This is a genomic window from Rhizobacter sp. P5_A1 (assembly GCF_056400745.1).
Genome location: NZ_JBFUKR010000010.1, coordinates 111,020 through 127,755, shown reverse-complemented (window position 1 = coordinate 127,755; position 16,736 = coordinate 111,020). Strand labels below are relative to the sequence as shown.

The following is a 16,736-nucleotide window of genomic DNA, read 5'->3' as shown; positions in this document are numbered from 1 at the left end:
CGCCGTTTCAGGGCTTGGGGATTTCCGGTCCGCCGAGCGCACCGTGCTGCGAGCTGCGGATGCGCGTCTTCGTCAACGCGCCGGCCGACTCGAGGATCGGGTAGGCGATCGAGCAGATGTGCGAGTTGATGCGCTTCAGGTCGCTGATCAGGTCGATGTGCAGCGAGCTGGTCTCGATGCTCTGCGCGGTGTTGTCCTGCAGCCGCGCGATGTGGCTGGCGGCGTATTCGTGTTCGAGATCGCGAAAGCGCGCCTTCTCCTCGAGGAGCTTCTTCGCGTCGCGCACGTTGCCTTCGAGGAACACGCTCATGCCCAGGCGCAGGTTCGCGGTCAGGCGCTCGTGCAGGTGCACGATCTCGGCCATGCCGGCGTCGGAGAAGCGGCGCGCCTTGCGGATCTTCTTGTCCTCGATGTCCTGGATCACGCGCTCGATGATGTCGCCGATCTGCTCCATGTTGATCGTGAACGAGACGATGTCGGTCCAGCGCCGGCCTTCGCCCTCCGACAGCGCCTCGCGCGAGATCTGCGTCAGGTAGAACTTGATCGCCGAGTAGAGCTCGTCGACCGTGTCGTCCATGTTGCGCAGCTGCTCGGCCAGCACGAGGTCGTTGTCGCGCAAGACCGGCAGGATGCCGTTCAGCATCGTCTCGACGACGTCGGCCTGGTGCAGCGCCTCGCGCGCGGCGCAGCTGATCGCGAGCGACGGCGTCGCCAGCGCCGACGGGTCGAGGTGACGCGGGCGGGTCGAGCCGGCCGGTGTGGGCCGGGCCGGCAGCAGCTGCTCGACGAAGCGCGCCATCGGGCCGGTCAAGCCGATGAACAGCACCGCGCGGATCACGTTGAAGCCCAGGTGGAACGCGATCACCTGCGCGTGCACGGTCGGGATGTGGTTCTGCAGCAGCACGTGGATCTGCGGCAGCAGCGGGATCGCGACCGCGGCGCCGACCCCCTTGAACAGCAGGCTGCCCAGCGGCAGGCGCAGCCGCACGATCGGCGGGCCCGAGCTCGTCAGCAGCGCCAGTGCGCCGCTGCCGAGGTTCGCGCCGAGCACCAGCCCGAGCGCGACGGTGACCGGCAGGATGCCCGAGGCCGCGAGCGTCGCGGTCAGCAACACGAACGCGAGGCTGGAGTAGCAGGCCATCGTCAGCAGCGCGCCGACGATGATGTCGAGGAACACGTCGTTCGGCAGCGCGACGATCAGCCCGCGGATCGCCGGCGAGGCGATCAGCGGCTGCGTCGCCGCGACGATCAGCTGCAGCCCGAGCGTGATCAGCCCGAAGCCGATCGCGACCTGGCCGATGCGCCCGGCCGTGCTCTTCTCGTTCGAGAGGTACGCGACGACGCCGCTGAAGATCAGCAGCGGCGACAGCCACGACAGGTCGAACGAGAACACCACCGTCATCAGGCTGGTACCGACCTCGGCGCCGAGCATCACCGCGAGCCCCGCGGCCATGCCGACCAGCCCGCTGCCGACGAACGACGAGATGATCACCGCGGTCGCGTTGCTCGACTGCACCATGCCGGTCACGGCGATGCCGGCGAGCACCGCCCTGAAGCGGTTGCTCAGGCTGAGCGCGAGCACCTTGCGCAGGTTCTCGCCGAAGATCCGGATCACGCCGGCGCGCACGATGTTCGTGCCCCAGACGAGCAGCGCGATCGCGGCGAGCAGGTTCAGCAGATGGACCATCGAGTCGGGTGTGCCCTTCTTGTCGTTCCGGGTTCGCCTGCGTCGGGCGCGTCAGGCCCAGGGCAGCGAATAAGTCTTGACGTTCGTGAAGCTTTTCATCGCCTCCTGCACGCCTTCCTTATAGCCCAGGCCGGAATCCTTGATGCCGCCGAACGGGGTCAGCTCGAGGCGGTAGCCCGGCACCTCGCGCACGTTGACGCTGCCGACCTGCAGCTCGGCAACGAAGCGGGTGATGTGGTCGAGCCGGTTCGTGCAGACCGCGGACGACAGGCCGTAGGCGGTGCCGTTCGAGATCGCGATCGCCTCGTCGATGCTGCCGAAGGTGATGATCGGCGAGACCGGGCCGAAGGTCTCCTGCAGCGCGACCGTCATCTCGGGTCGCACGCGGTCGAGCACCGTGGGCGAGTACAGCGCACCCTCGCGCCGGTTGCCGACGAGCAGGCGCGCGCCCTGCGCGACCGCCTCGTTCACGCGCGCCTCGAAGAGCCGGGCGGCTTCTGCGTCGATCACGGTGCCCATTTCGAGCGTGGCGTCGGCGGGGTCGCCGAAGGTCCAGGCGCGGGTCTTCTCGACGACCAGCTCGGTGAACTTCGCCGCGACCGCCTGGTGCACCAGCAGCCGCTTGATGGCCGTGCAGCGCTGGCCCGAATTCTTGTACGAGCCTTGCACCGCCAGCGTCGACGCCTCGTCGAGATCGGCGTCTTCCATCACGATGATCGGGTCGTTGCCGCCGAGCTCGAGCACCATGCGCTTGTAGCCGGCCTTGGCCGCGATGTACTTGCCGATCGAGACGCCGCCGGTGAACGTGACGAGGCCGACGAGCGGGTTCGTGATCAGCTCGTCGGCGATCTCGCTCGGCGCACCTGTCACGACCGACAGCATCTCGGGCGGCAGCCCGGCCTCGTACAGCAGGTCGGCAAAGAGCAGGGCGGACAGCGGCACCTTCTCGGAGGGCTTCAGCACCATCCGGTTGTTGGTCGCGATGCTCGGCACGATCTTGTGCGCGACCTGGTTCATCGGGTGGTTGAACGGCGTGATCGCGGTGATCACGCCAAGCAGCGGATCGCGCTGCGTGTAGACGCGGCGGCGCTTGCCGTGCGGCGTCAGGTCGCACGAGAAGATCTGACCGTCGTCCTTCAGGCACTCGTTGGCGCCGAAGACCAGCACGTCGGCGACGCGGCCGGTCTCGTAGCTCGCATCCTTCAGGCAGAGGCCGCTCTCGGCGCTGATCAGCGCCGCGATCTGCGCGCTGCGCGCGCACACCAGCCCCGCCGTCTTGTTCAGGATGCTGGCGCGCTCGAAGCGGGTCAGGCGAGGTTTGTAGGCGTGCGCGATCGCGAAGGCCTGCTGGACCTCCGCGAGCGTGGCCTTCGGAACGCTGGCGATGCACTCGTTCGTGAACGGGTTGAAGACCGGGATGCAGCGCTCGCCGCCGCGGTCGGTTCCGACCTTCTCGCCGGCGAGTCGCATGCCCCAGTTCGTCATGCCCTGATGCGGCGCGGCTTGGTTCATGGTCATTGCGCGTGGTTCAGTGCCAGGTCGAAGGCATCGAAGTTGCGCCAGCGGCGGTTCGGGACCAGCCCGTCGATCCTGCGGTTCAGGATCAGCGGCACGCGCTGCTCCGAGACGCCGCCGTGCGAGCGCAGCGGCGCGTCGAGCGCGCTCAGGTCGTGACGCGCTGCTTGGGTCCCGATCACGGTGCTGCGCTCGGAGACGACGACGATGTCGCCGATGCGGTCGGCCGGCAGCTCGAAGCGCTCGGCGGCCGCAGCGCGGCTCAGCACCGTCTCGACGCCGCGCAGCGCTGCGAGCCGCTGCGCCAGCGCGGCCTGATCGAGATCGCTCGGCAGGTAGACGGTCGCGAACGACCCCAGTGCGCCGTGGTGCACGACGTAGGGGTCGGTGATCGGCAGGATCACTCGCGCCTGCGCGACGCCCAGCCAGTCGTCGAGCACGTCCTGCAGGTAGATCACGTCGGGCTGTGCGTCCATCCGCGTCTTCGCGTTCATGCCGTGGTCGGCGGTCAGCGCGATCACGCAGCCGAGCGCGTCGAGCTGGCCGAGGTACTTGTCCATCATCGCGTAGAACGCATCGGCACCCTCGGTGCCCGGCGCGTGCTTGTGCTGCACGTAGTCGGTGGTCGACAGGTACATCACGTCGGGCCGGCCGCCGTGACCGGGGCGGCGCTGCATCAGCTTGACGCCGGCCGCGAACACGAACTCGGAGAGCTCGGCGCTGTAGACCGAGGGCAGCGCCATGCCGACGAGTTCGAGGACGCCGTCGATGCCGTTCTCGGCCAGCGTGGCCTGGTCGGCCTTCTCGGCGGAGAAGCAGATGCCGCGCATCTTGTGCCCGAGCAGCTGGCGCAGCTTGTCCTTCGCGGTGACGACCGCGACCGAGTGACCGGCCTCGGCCAGCGTCGCCAGCAGCGTCGGCGCGCGCAGCCACTTCGGGTCGTTCATCATGACCTCGGTGCCGCTCGCGACATCGAACAGGTAATTGCCGCAGATGCCGTGGACCGACGGCGGGGCGCCGGTCACGATCGACAGGTTGTTCGGGTTCGTGAAGCTCGGGATCACGCAGTCGGCGACCAGCACCGTGCCCTCGGCGAGCACGCGCTTCAGCCAGGGCATGCGGCCATGCGCGACGGCCTGCGCGATGTACTCGGGCTCGCAGCCGTCGACGCAGACGACGACGGTCGGCTGCTTCGGCGTCGCATAGCCCCGGTCGTTGACGTGGATCATCATGGGGGTGCCTTCTCGAGTGCGCGCGGCGTGGGGCGCGCGGCCGCGGCGGCGGGGTGCGCCTGCTGCTGGTGATTCCTGACGGTGCGTTCCTTGCTCTCGATCACGTGGTCGAACATCGCCTTGCCCGCGGCCTCGGGGTTGCCGGAGGCGATCGCCTTGACGATCTGGCGGTGCTCGTTGGCCGAGATCGGCATCAACCAGCCGTCGGCAAGGTTCAGGCGGCGGAACAGGCTCAGCTCCTTGATCAGCTTGCGGTAGATCGCGGTCAGCTTGCTGTTGCCGGCGAGCTCGACGAGGCGGTCGTGGAAGCGCAGGTTGAGCAGGTGGTAGTGGTACGCGTCCTTCGCCTTCACCGCCTGCTCCATCTGGTCGACCAGGCCGCGAATCTCCTTCAGCTGCGCCGGCAGGATGTGCTCGGCGAGACGCCGGCCGACGAGCTCGTCCATCGCGGCGCGCAGATCGAAGATCTCGACGGCTTCTTCGATCGGGATGTCGCGCACGAACACGCCGCGGTTCTTTTCGGTGCGCACCAGGCCGGCTTCCTCGAGCATCCGGAAGGCCTCGCGCAACGGGCCGCGCGAAACGCCGAGGCGCGCCGCGAGCGCCATCTCGGTCAGCTTCGCGCCGGGCGCGAGTTCGCCCGACAGGATCATGCGTTCGAGTTCGCCCTGCACCACGCTCGTCAGCGAGCTCGTCTGCAGCAGCGTGATCGTCGGGTGCGGCACAACCGTAGTGCTCATGGGTGACGAGTAGATGACAGGCCATGTTGATTGTCAACAATTTTCAAGAAACAGTTGACGACCGTTTGACCCGACCCCTAGACTGGCCGCACGGCAACGTGCTGTGCGGCTTGTCGCGCACCCGGCACGCGGCTTGCACCGACCCGCTCGCTTCACACTTCCTCTTCGTCAGGAGATCCGCATGAATCTGGGTTCCATCAAACCGGTGCTCGCTGCGCTGGCCCTGCTCGTCGGCACCGCGGCCTTTGCGCAGAAGACGCAGCTGACCGTCTACACCGCGCTCGAGACCGACCAGCTGAAGGCCTACGAGTCCGGCTTCACGAAGGTCAACCCCGACATCGAGATCAAGTGGGTGCGCGACTCGACCGGCGTGATCACCGCAAAACTGCTCGCCGAGAAGGCGAACCCGCAGGCGGACGTCGTGATGGGGGTGGCCGCCTCGAGCCTCGCGCTGCTCGACAAGCAGGGCATGCTGATCCCGTACGCGCCGCTGAACCTCGACGGCATCATGAGCCAGTACCGCGACAAGAAGAACCCGCCGGCCTGGTTCGGCATGGACGTCTGGGGTGCGACGGTCTGCTTCAACACCGTCGAGGCGCAGAAGAAGAACCTGCCGAAGCCCGAGAGCTGGAAAGACCTGACCAAGCCGATCTACAAGGGCCAGATCGTGATGCCGAACCCGGCTTCGTCGGGCACCGGCTTCTTCGACGTCTCGGCCTGGCTGACCCTCTGGGGCGACGACAACGGCAAGGGCGGCGGCTGGAAGTACATGGATGCGCTGCACGAGAACATCGCGCAGTACACCCACTCCGGCTCGAAACCCTGCAACATGGCCGCGACCGGCGAGTACGTGATGGGCATCTCGTTCGAATACCGCGGCAACACCAACAAGGCCAAGGGCGCCCCGATCGACCTGGTGTTCCCGAAGGAAGGGCTGGGCTGGGACCTGGAAGCCTTCGCGATCCATACCGGCACGAAGAAGCTGGCCGCCGCGAAGAAGCTCGCCGACTGGGCCTCGAGCAAGGACGCGATGAAGCTCTACGGCAAGAACTTCGCGATCACCGCGATCCCCGGTGTCGCCGAGCCGCTGAAGAACGTGCCGGCCGACTACGAGCAGCGCCTGGTCAAGATGGACTTCGCGACCACCGCGGCGAATCGCGAGCGCGTGCTGGCCGAGTGGAACAAGCGCTACGACGCCAAGTCGGAGCCGAAGAAGTAGGCAGTCTCGATGGCCGACTACCTGCGCCTGGAAGGCATCCGGAAGAACTTCGGTTCGTTCCAGGCGCTGCGTGACATCGATCTCTCGATCGAGAAGGGCGAGTTCGTCTGTTTCCTCGGCCCCTCGGGCTGCGGCAAGACGACGCTGCTGCGCATCATCGCGGGGCTCGAGACGCAGACCGCCGGCAGCATCCGCCAGGGCGGGCGCGACATCTCGGTGCTGCCGCCGGCGCAGCGCGACTACGGCATCGTGTTCCAGTCCTACGCGCTGTTCCCGAACCTGACGGTGAGCGACAACGTCGCCTACGGTCTCGTGAACCGCAAGCAGCCGCGCGCCGAGATCGCGCGGCGCGTCGATGAACTGCTGAAGCTCGTCGGCCTGCCGGGCAGCGGCGTCAAGTACCCCGCGCAGCTGTCGGGCGGGCAGCAGCAGCGCATCGCGCTGGCGCGTGCGCTCGCCACCAAGCCGGGGCTGCTGCTGCTCGACGAGCCGCTGTCGGCGCTCGACGCGATCGAGCGCGTGCGGCTGCGTCATGAGATCCGCTCGCTGCAGAACAAGCTCGGCGTCACGACGATCATGGTCACGCACGACCAGGAAGAAGCGCTGTCGGTCGCCGACCGCGTCGTCGTGATGAACCAGGGTGCGATCGAGCAGGTCGGCACCCCGCTGCAGGTCTACAGCGAGCCGGCGACCGTGTTCGTCGCCGACTTCATCGGCAAGGTGAACCGGATCAAAGCGGTCGCCGCGGGCGACGGCACGCTGCGCTGCGGGCATCTGCGCCTGCCCTGGCTGCCGCGCTGGGGCGCCGAGCTGGCGCCGGGTGCGGCCCTGACGCTGTACCTGCGGCCGGAGGACCGCGTGGTCGAGGGCCTCGGCGCCGATCACCCGCACCAGTGCGTCGGCACCGTGCGGCGCGTCGATTTTCTCGGCGGCAACTGCCTGGCCGAGATCGAAGTCGAGGGCCTGCCGGAACAGAACATGCACCTGCAGTTCTCGCTGAACCAGATGCACGACCTCGACGTGCGCGAAGGCGCGACGCTGCGCTTCGCGCTGCGCGCCGATCGGCTGCGCGCGTTCGTCCCACCTTTACCCTGACCTCATGTCGGCCGTGCTGCCGCTGCCCACCGTCGCGCTGCGCCAGCGCGCGCACTGGACCGACCGCATTGCGCATGCGCTGATGCTGCTGCTCGTGCTGGCGCTGGTCGTGTTCCTCGCGCTGCCGCTCGCCAGCATCCTCGTCAAGTCGCTGCAGAACGCCGACGGCGCGTTCGCCGGCCTCGTCAATTTCACGAGCTACCTGGCGACCCCCTCGCTGCTGACCTCGCTGTGGCACAGCGTCGGGGTCTCGATGGCGGTCACGCTGATCGCGTTGCCGCTGGCCTTCGGTTTCGCCTACGCGCTGTCGCGCAGCTGCATGCCGCTGAAGGGCAGCCTGCGCACGATCGCGCTGGTGCCGCTGCTCGCGCCGTCGCTGCTGTCGGCGCTCTCGCTGATCTACTGGTTCGGCAACCAGGGCGTGCTGCTCGGCGTCGTGCGCGCGTTCGGCTTCGAGAACATCTACGGCGCGCCGGGCATCGTGATGGCCGAATGCTTCGCGGTGTTCCCGCACGTGCTGATGATCCTGATCACCGCGCTGTCGCTCGCCGACCAGCGGCTCTACGAGGCCGCCGACGCGCTCGGCACGAGCACGCGCCGCAAGTTCCTCACGATCACGCTGCCGGGCGCGAAGTACGGGCTGATCTCGGCGGCGCTCGTGTCGTTCACGCTGGTGATGACCGACTTCGGCATCCCGAAGGTGATCGGCGGCAACTTCAACATGCTCGCGACCGATGTCTTCAAGCTCGTGATCGGCCAGCAGGACTTCCAGCGCGGCGCCGTCGTCGGCCTGCTGTTGCTGCTGCCGGCGGTGCTGACCTTCGTCGTCGACTGGCTCGTGAGCCGCAAACAGACTGCGATGCTGTCGGCCCGCGCGGTGCCGTACCGGCCGAAGCCGGCGCGCGCCTTCGATGCGCTGATGCTGGCGTATGCGCTGCTGATCGGCGCGCTGATGCTCGCGATGCTGGGCATGGCGGTGTTCGCGTCGTTCGCGAGCTTCTGGCCCTACAACCTCGCGCCGACGTGGAAGCACTACACGATGGGGCTGGTCGACGCCGAGGTCGGCGACGCCTTCGTCAACAGCCTGATGCTCGCGGCCGGCACCGCGTTCTTCGGCACGATCCTGGTCTTCATCGGCGCCTACATGCTCGAGAAGACGCGCGGCATGGACGCGCTGCGACCCGTCGTGCGCCTGCTCGCGATGCTGCCGATGGCGGTGCCGGGCCTGGTGCTCGGCCTGGGCTACATCTTCTTCTTCAACCTGCCCGGCAACCCGTTGAACGGCCTGTACCAGACGCTGCCGCTGCTGGTGCTGTGCACGATCGTCCACTTCTACACGACCGGCCACCTGACGGCCGTGACCGCGCTGAAGGCGCTCGACGCCGAGTTCGAATCGGTCTCGGCGTCGCTGAAGGTGCCGTTCTTCAAGACCTTCTGGCGCGTGACCCTGCCGATCTGCACGCCGACCCTGCTCGACATCGCGCGCTACTTCTTCATCAACGCGATGACGACGATCTCGGCGGTCGTGTTCCTCTATTCGCCAAGCACCAAGGTCGCGGCGATCGCGATCCTGAACCTCGACGAGGCCGGCGAGGCCGGCGCCGCCGCGGCCTGCGCGGTGCTGATCACGGCCGGCTCGACGCTCGTCACGCTGCTGTTCATCGCACTCGGGTGGTGGATCAACCGCAGCACGCAGGCCTGGCGCGGCGGGCGATAGATCACGACAACACAAGGAGACCGACACCGTGGACCGCGACGCCATCCTGCTGACCCCCGGCCCGTTGACGACGACGCTGCGCACCAAGCTCGCGATGCTGCGCGACTGGGGCTCGTGGGACGCCGACTTCGTCGCGATGACCGCCGGGCTGCGGCGCCAGCTGCTGGCGATCATCGACGGCCAGGACTCGCACGTCGTCGTGCCGCTGCAGGGCAGCGGCACGTTCTCGGTCGAGGCCGCGGTCGCGACGCTCGTGCCGCCGCCGGCGCAGGGCGGCCACCTGCTGGTGCTCGACAACGGCGCGTACTGCAAGCGCCTGGGCCGGCTCGCGACCCTGATGGGGCGGCGCACGACGATCATGTCGCACCCGGAAGACGAGGCCGTGTCCGCCGAGGCGCTCGACGCGAAGCTCGCCGCCGACCCGAGCATCACGCACGTCGGCTTCATCCACTGCGAGACCGGCACCGGCGTGCTGAACCCGCTGCAGGCGATCAGCGACGTCTGCAAGCGCCACGGCAAGGGGCTGATCATCGACGCGATGAGCTCGTTCGCGGCGCTCCCGATCGACGCGCGCGCGCTCACCTTCGACGCGCTGGTCGCGGCCAGCGGCAAGTGCCTCGAAGGCGTGCCGGGCATGGGCTTCGTGTTCATCCGCAACGCGGTGCTGGCCGGTTGCGAGGGCCGCTCGCACTCGCTCGCGATGGACCTGTTCGACCAGCACGCCTACATGGAGAAGACCGGTCAGTGGCGCTTCACGCCGCCGACGCACGTGGTCGCCGCACTCTGCGAGGCGATCGCACAGTTCGTCGAAGAAGGCGGCCAGCCGGCCCGGCTCGCGCGCTACACCGACAATGCCCGCACCTTGATCGACGGCATGACCGGGCTCGGCTTCAAGCCGTTCCTGGCGCCCGCGCTGCAGGCGCCGATCATCGTGACCTTCCATGCGCCGGCGGTGCCGGGCTACGACTTCAAGGCCTTCTATGCCGAGGCGAAGCAGCGCGGCTTCATCCTGTACCCGGGCAAGCTGACGCAGGTCGAGACCTTCCGCGTCGGCTGCATCGGCGCCATCGGGGTCAACGAGATGCGCCAGGCCGTCGATGCGGTGGATGATGCGATGCGCGCGCTCGGCTGGGCACGCTGAACGAACAACGGGAGACGACGTGGCGACGAAGCAATCGAAGACGGCGAACGAACACCCGGCACTGACGGCGGTGCGCGAATCGGGCACCGGCAAGGTCAAGGTCGCGGTCAGCGACATCGATGGCATCCTGCGCGGCAAGTACCTGCACATCGACAAGTTCCTCGGCGCCGCGCAGCCGCACCCGAACGGCGGCTTCGGCTTTTGCGATGTCGTGTTCGGCTGGGACGCGAACGACAACTGCTACGACAACGCGACGCTGACCGGCTGGCAGCACGGCTTTCCCGACGCGCTCGCGCGGCTCGACCTCGACACGCATCGCAGCGTGCCCTGGGACGACGGCGTGCCGTTCTTCCTCGGCGAGTTCGTGCGGCCCGACGGCAGCCCGTCGCCGATCTGCCCGCGCCAGACGTTGAAGCGCGTGCTCAAGCGTGCCGAGAAGCTCGGCGTGCAGGCGATGACCGGCATGGAGTTCGAGTGGTTCAACTTCAACGAGACGCCGCAGAGCTGGGCCGGCAAGCGCGGCGTCGGCCCGGAGCCGATCACGCCGGGCATGTTCGGCTATTCGCTGCTGCGCATGAACCACAAGCGCGAGTATTTCAAGGCGCTGATGGACGAGATGCCGCTGTTCGGCGTGCCGATCGAGGGCCTGCACACCGAGACCGGGCCCGGCGTCTACGAGGTCGCGATCGCGTTCGGCGAGGCGCTCGAGCAGGCCGACCGCGCGATCCTGTTCAAGACCGGCGCGAAGGAGATCGGCGCGCGCTTCGGCGTGATGCCGAGCTTCATGGCGAAATGGAGCCAGCAGTATCCGGGCTGCTCGGGGCACATCCACCAGAGCCTGTCCGATGGCAAGAACAACCTGTTCTTCGACGCGAAGAGCCCGCGCAAGATGAGCAAGCTGTTCGAGAGCTACCTCGCCGGGCAGGTCGGTTTCCTGATGGAGATGGCGCCGATGTTCTGGCCGACCATCAACAGCTACAAGCGGCTCGTCGACGGCTTCTGGGCGCCGGTCAAGCCGACCTGGGGCATGGACAACCGCACCGCGAGCTTCCGCGTGATCGCCGGCAGCCCGAAGGCGACACGGCTCGAGACGCGCTGCCCCGGTGCCGACGTGAACCCGTACCTCGCGATGGCCGCGGTCGTCGCGGCCGGGCTGCACGGTGTCGAGAAAGGCCTGAAGCTGACGCAGCCGCCGATCACCGGCACGAACGCCGGCGCCGAAGACATCCCGCGCGCGCCGCGCACGCTGATCGAGACGACACGCATCTTCAAGCAATCGAAGGTGGCGCGCGACTGGTTCGGCGATGACTTCGTCGATCACTTCGCCGCGACGCGCGAGTGGGAGTGGCGCCAGTGGCTCGACGGCGTCACCGACTGGGAATTGAAGCGCTACTTCGAGGTCATCTGAAGTGGAATGCTGACATGAAGAAGTGCCTGCTCGCGCTGCTGATCCTCGCGAGCCAGCTCGCGGGTGCCGCGAGCCTGCGCATCGCCAGCGCCTTCGACCCGCAGACGATGGACCCGCACGCGCTCGCGCTGCTGTACCACACGCGTGTCTTCACGCAGGTCTACGAGTCGCTGGTGAACCGCGACGCGCAGTTCCGGCTCGAGCCCTCGCTCGCGCTGTCGTGGCAACCGGCCGGGCCGACCGCCTGGCGCTTCAAGCTGCGGCCCGGCGTGCTGTTCCACGACGGCACGCCGTTCACGGCCGACGATGTGGTGTTCTCGATCGAGCGCGCGATGGGGCCGACCTCGCAGCGCTCGTTTCAGCTCAAGGGCGTGAAGGCGGCGCACAAGATCGACGACCTGACGGTCGAGTTCGCGCTCGAAGCGCCCGACGCCGTGCTGCCCGAGAAGCTGCAGGCGCTCGCGATGATGAGCAAGGCCTGGTGCATCGCGCACAAGGTCGAGAGGGCGCAAGACTTCAACGGCAAGCAGGAGACCTTCGCGGTGCGCAACGCGAACGGCACCGGCCCGTTCAGCGTCGATCGCTTCGAGCCCGACGTGCGAACGGTGCTCAAGCGCAATCCGCGCTGGTGGGGCGGGAGCGACAAGCGTTCCGGCAACCTCGACGAGATCAGCTGGGTCGCGATCCGCTCCGACGCCACGCGGCTGGCGGCGCTCGTCTCCGGCGAGATCGACCTGGTGCTCGACCCGCCGGTGCAGGACATCGAGCGCCTGAAGCGCGAGCCGGCGATCAGGCTGCTGCAGGTCACCGACCTCGGCCAGCAGTACCTGACCTTCGATCAGGCGCGCGACGAACTCGAGGGCAGCGACGTGAAGGGCCGCAATCCCTTCAAGGACCTGCGCGTGCGGCGCGCCGTCTACCAGGCGTTGAACGTCGATCTGATCACGCAGAAGGTGCTGCGCGGGCAGGGCGTGCCGACCGGCGCGTTCCTGTCGCCGAAGGTCGACGGTTCGCCACCCGAGCTCGACAAGCGCTTGCCCTTCGACCCCGTGAAGGCCAAGGCGCTGCTCGCCGAGGCCGGCTACCCGAACGGCTTCTCGGTGACGCTCGACTGCGTCAACGTGCCGTGGCGCGAGGCGGTCTGCCAGGCGATGACGGCGATGCTGACGCAGGTCGGCATCCGCGCCACACTGCGCAGCTCGCCGACGAACCAGTTCTTCCCGAAGCTGAGCACCGCGAGCGCGAGCTTCCTCGAATTCGGCTGGACGCCGAACCCCGACGCCTGGGCTTCGCTGAACGGGCTGTTCCGCAGCTGGGACAAGTCCGGCGGCGGCACCTTCAACGCCGGGCGCTACAGCAATCCGAAGCTCGACGAGCTGATCGACCACATGCGCGTCGAACCCGACCTGACGCGGCGCCGCGCGATGGTCGGCGTCGCGCTGCGCATCGTGAACGACGATCTGCCGTTCATCCCTCTCTACCGCCGCACGCTGACCTGGGCGATGAACAAGCGCGTCAGCGTCGTCCAGTGGCCGAGCGATTCGTCAGAATTGCGCTGGGCCCGCATCCAATCCGACCACGCCAAGACCGCACCATGAGCATCACCCGCTTTTCGTTTCCGACCACAATCCATTTCGGCGCCGGCGCGCGCGCTCTCGTCGGCCCGCATCTGCGCGAGCAGGGGTTGAAGCGCCCGCTGATCGTCACCGACAAGGGCCTGGCGGCGCTGCCGCTGATCGCCGAGCTGAAGGCCGGGCTCGAATCGGCGGGTCTGGCGGTCGCGGTCTACGGCGGCGTGTTTGGCAACCCGACCGGCAGCCAGGTGATGAACGGCGCGGCGGCGTACAAGGCGTTTGATGCCGACTGCGTGGTCGGCGTCGGCGGCGGCGCGGCACTCGATGTCGCCAAGGTCGTCGGCCTGCTCGCGACGCACCTGGGCGACGTGATGGAGTACGTCTGGGATCATCCGCAGGTGCGCAGCATCGACGCGGCGGCACTGCCGTATTTCGTCGCGCTGCCGACGACCTCGGGCACCGGCAGCGAGGTCGGGCGCAGCAGCGTGATCAGCGAGGAAGCGACGCACGTGAAGCGCGTGATCTTCGCACCGGCGATCCTCGCGAAAGTGGTCTTCGCCGACCCCGAGCTGACGCTCGGCCTGCCGCCCGCGGTGACGGCCGCTACCGGCATGGACGCGCTGACGCACAACATCGAGAGCTACCTGTCGCCCGCCTACCACCCGCTGTGCGACGGCATCGCGCTCGAAGGCACGCGCATCGGTGCGCGTGCGTTGCTGGCGGCGGTGCGCGAGCCCGGCAACGTTCAGGCGCGCGCCGACATGATGATGAGCTCGATGATGGGCGCGATCGCGTTCCAGAAAGACCTCGGCGCGGTGCACTCGTGCGCGCACGCGCTGGGCACCGTCTGCGACCTGCACCACGGCCTCGCGAACGCGCTGATGATCGAGCCGGTGATGGCGTTCAACATGCAGGCGGTGCCGCAGAAGTTCGCGGAACTGGCGCATGTCGTCGGTGCGGCCTCGGGCGCGGCGTTCGTGCCGTGGCTCGCGCATCTGAAGCAGCAGATCGGCATCGCGCCCGGGCTGGCGGCGGTCGGCGTGAAGCGCGAGCATTTCGCGCGGCTCGTCGAGATCGCGACCGCGGATGGCTGCCATGCGACGAACCCGCGCGCCTGCGCCCCCGCCGACTTCGAGCGCTTCTTCACGGAAGCCTTTTGACATGGCCCGCCCGCTGATCATCGGCATCTCTGCGCGCATTCACCACCCGGTGGGTCCGGTGCTCGACCTCGGCGGCGTCTACACCAAGACGCTGCATTACCTCGAACAGTCGGTGGCTCATTGGGTGCTCGCGAAGGAGGTGCTCGCGGTGATGATCCCGGCGATCGAGAGCGAAGGCCTGATCCAGCGCAGCGAGATGAGCCTGTCGTCGTACGCCGAGCACCTCGACGGCCTGGTGCTGCAGGGCGGTGCCGACGTGGCGCCCGAGAGCTACGGCGAGACGCCGCTGACGCCAGAATGGTCCGGCGACCGCGTACGCGACCGCTATGAGATCGATCTGTTCAACGCCTTCGTCGCCGCGGGCAAGCCGGTCATCGGCATCTGCCGCGGCTGCCAGCTGATCAACGTGGCGCTCGGCGGCACGCTGTTCCAGGACATTCCGACGCAGGTGTCGCAGGCCATCTCGCACCGCGACGCCGACCTGTACGAGCGCGCGCTGCACGACGTGAACCTTGTTGAGGGCACGCGCCTCGCGCAGATGTACCCGGGGGTGAAGCAGGCGAAGATCAACTCGATCCATCACCAGGCGGTGAAGGACCTGGGTCGCGACCTGGTCGTCGAGGCGCTCGGCGCGCCCGACGGCATCATCGAGGCGATCCGCTGGCGCGGCCCGAGCTACGTGTTCGGGATGCAGTGGCACCCCGAGTTCCTGGCGCTGAAATCGCTGGATACGAGCCAGCTCGATGGCAGCGCCATCCTCACCGACTTTCTCGCCACCGCACGCGCCGCCCGCGCCTCGTGGGGCCGCCCGCTCAAGAAACGCAAGACATGATGAAGATCCACAACCCTGCCACCGGCGCGCTGCTCGCCGAAGTCCCCGAAGCCACGCCGCAGATCGTCGCCGAACGCACGGCCGCGGCGCGGGCCGCGCAGCCGGCGTGGTTCGCACGGCCGCTGGCCGAGCGGCTCGAGATCCTGCAGCGCTTTCGGGTCGCGGTCGCCGCCGAGGTCGAGCCGCTGGCGGTCACGCTGACGGCCGAGGTCGGCAAGCCGATCCGCCAGTCGCGCAACGAGATCAACGGGCTGCTCGGCCGCATCGACTTCTTCCTCGCGCAGGCCGAGGCGACGCTCGGCGCACAACAGGTCGCCGACGACGGCGGCACGCGCGAGGTGATCAGCTTCGATCCGCTCGGCGTGATCGTCAACATCTCGGCCTGGAACTACCCGTACTTCGTCGGCGGCAACGTGTTCGTGCCGGCGCTGCTGGCCGGCAACGCGGTGCTCTACAAGCCGTCTGAGTTCGCGACGCTGACGGGCCTGCACATCGCGCGGCTGCTGCACGAATCGGGCGTCCCGCCGGACGTGTTCGTCGCGCTGGTCGGCGGCGGCGCGGTCGGTGCGGCGCTGCTCGCGCAGCCGATCGACGGCGTGTTCTTCACCGGTTCGCACGCGACCGGCAAGCGCATTGCCGAGGCGGTCGGCGCGCGCTTCATCAAGCTGCAACTCGAGCTCGGCGGCAAGGACCCGACCTATGTCGCCGACGACGCTGACGTGCAGGCGGCCGCCGAGTCGCTGGCCGACGGCGCGATGTACAACGCCGGCCAGAGCTGCTGCTCGGTCGAGCGCATCTACGTGCACGAGCGCATCCACGATGCATTCGTCGCGGCCTTCGTCGCGGCCGTGAAGGGTTTCAGGCTCGGCGATCCGGCCAGCGAGGACACCTACATCGGTGCGATCGCGCGTGCGCCGCAGCTCGATGTGCTCGACGCCCAGGTGGCCGACGCGACCGCGAAGGGCGCGCAGCTGCTGGTCGGCGGCCGGCGCCTCGCCGACCGCCCGGGCAACTGGTTCGAGCCGACCGTGTTCAGCGATGTCGACCACACGATGGCGCTGATGCGCGAGGAAAGCTTCGGCCCGATCATCGGCATCCAGAGGGTTGCCGATGACGCGCAGGCGCTGGCGCTGATGAACGACACACGCTACGGCCTGACGGCCGGCGTGTTCACGCGCGACGAAGCGCGCGCGCAGACGATCCTCGCGAAGGTCAACGCCGGCAGCGTCTACTGGAACTGCTGCGACCGCGTCAGCCCGCGGCTGCCGTGGTCGGGCCACGGCGATTCCGGCGTCGGCCTGACCTTGTCGACACTCGGCATCCAGACCTTCACACGGCCCCGCGCCTGGCACTTGCGCCGACCTTGACGTGAGCGCCGCGCCGGGCCGCCCCAAGCAAGCGAACACTCCCTCGGGG

13 protein-coding genes are annotated in these 16,736 nt (G+C 68.2%); 9 read left to right on the top strand and 4 right to left on the bottom strand.

Going from position 1 to position 16,736, the window contains the following annotated elements:
- Window positions 1–7: 7 nt before the first annotated feature.
- Genes AC1DTW_RS13570 through AC1DTW_RS13555 form a run of 4 tightly spaced genes read right to left on the bottom strand, consistent with a single transcriptional unit; the run spans window position 8 to window position 5,174 of the window.
- Window positions 8–1,687, bottom strand: a complete 1,680-nt coding sequence (locus tag AC1DTW_RS13570; RefSeq protein ID WP_477981671.1) for a Na/Pi cotransporter family protein — start codon at window positions 1,685–1,687, stop codon at window positions 8–10.
- Between the two features lie 51 nt (window positions 1,688–1,738).
- On the bottom strand, window positions 1,739–3,199 hold the full coding sequence (phnY, locus tag AC1DTW_RS13565) for a phosphonoacetaldehyde dehydrogenase (protein WP_477981670.1): 1,461 nt from the start codon (window positions 3,197–3,199) through the stop codon (window positions 1,739–1,741).
- Between the two features lie 2 nt (window positions 3,200–3,201).
- A complete protein-coding gene (gene phnA / locus AC1DTW_RS13560) occupies window positions 3,202–4,434 on the bottom strand; it encodes a phosphonoacetate hydrolase (protein WP_477981669.1) in 1,233 nt (410 codons plus the stop codon).
- A complete protein-coding gene (locus tag AC1DTW_RS13555; RefSeq protein ID WP_477981668.1) occupies window positions 4,431–5,174 on the bottom strand; it encodes a phosphonate utilization associated transcriptional regulator in 744 nt (247 codons plus the stop codon). Before AC1DTW_RS13555 ends, phnA begins: the two co-directional genes overlap by 4 nt.
- 181 nt (window positions 5,175–5,355) lie before the next feature.
- Between AC1DTW_RS13555 and AC1DTW_RS13550 the strand changes: the two genes are divergently transcribed.
- The 9 genes from AC1DTW_RS13550 to AC1DTW_RS13510 are packed head-to-tail and all read left to right on the top strand — an operon-like array spanning window position 5,356 to window position 16,687.
- Entirely contained in the window at window positions 5,356–6,393 is a 1,038-nt protein-coding gene (locus AC1DTW_RS13550) for a putative 2-aminoethylphosphonate ABC transporter substrate-binding protein (protein WP_477981667.1), read from the top strand.
- 9 nt (window positions 6,394–6,402) lie between these two features.
- Window positions 6,403–7,488, top strand: coding sequence for a putative 2-aminoethylphosphonate ABC transporter ATP-binding protein (locus tag AC1DTW_RS13545; protein ID WP_477981666.1), 1,086 nt, complete (start codon window positions 6,403–6,405; stop codon window positions 7,486–7,488).
- 4 nt (window positions 7,489–7,492) lie between these two features.
- Window positions 7,493–9,205 (top strand): putative 2-aminoethylphosphonate ABC transporter permease subunit, encoded by a 1,713-nt coding sequence (locus AC1DTW_RS13540; protein WP_477981665.1) that lies wholly within the window; start codon window positions 7,493–7,495, stop codon window positions 9,203–9,205.
- A gap of 28 nt (window positions 9,206–9,233) precedes the next feature.
- Window positions 9,234–10,346 carry a 2-aminoethylphosphonate--pyruvate transaminase gene (locus AC1DTW_RS13535; protein WP_477981663.1) on the top strand — a complete coding sequence of 371 codons (1,113 nt, stop codon included), beginning with the start codon at window positions 9,234–9,236 and terminating at the stop codon, window positions 10,344–10,346.
- 19 nt (window positions 10,347–10,365) lie between these two features.
- A complete protein-coding gene (locus tag AC1DTW_RS13530; RefSeq protein ID WP_477981662.1) occupies window positions 10,366–11,754 on the top strand; it encodes a glutamine synthetase family protein in 1,389 nt (462 codons plus the stop codon).
- Window positions 11,755–11,768: 14 nt separating this feature from the next.
- Window positions 11,769–13,352: an ABC transporter substrate-binding protein gene (locus AC1DTW_RS13525; RefSeq protein WP_477981661.1), complete on the top strand. Its 1,584-nt coding sequence runs from the start codon at window positions 11,769–11,771 to the stop codon at window positions 13,350–13,352.
- Complete coding sequence (locus tag AC1DTW_RS13520; RefSeq protein WP_477981660.1) at window positions 13,349–14,488, top strand: iron-containing alcohol dehydrogenase; 1,140 nt, start codon at window positions 13,349–13,351, stop codon at window positions 14,486–14,488. Before AC1DTW_RS13525 ends, AC1DTW_RS13520 begins: the two co-directional genes overlap by 4 nt.
- Before the next feature lies 1 nt (window position 14,489).
- Window positions 14,490–15,320, top strand: coding sequence for a gamma-glutamyl-gamma-aminobutyrate hydrolase family protein (locus AC1DTW_RS13515; protein WP_477981659.1), 831 nt, complete (start codon window positions 14,490–14,492; stop codon window positions 15,318–15,320).
- Window positions 15,317–16,687 (top strand): aldehyde dehydrogenase family protein, encoded by a 1,371-nt coding sequence (locus AC1DTW_RS13510; RefSeq protein ID WP_477981658.1) that lies wholly within the window; start codon window positions 15,317–15,319, stop codon window positions 16,685–16,687. Before AC1DTW_RS13515 ends, AC1DTW_RS13510 begins: the two co-directional genes overlap by 4 nt.
- The last annotated feature ends 49 nt before the right edge of the window (window positions 16,688–16,736 follow it).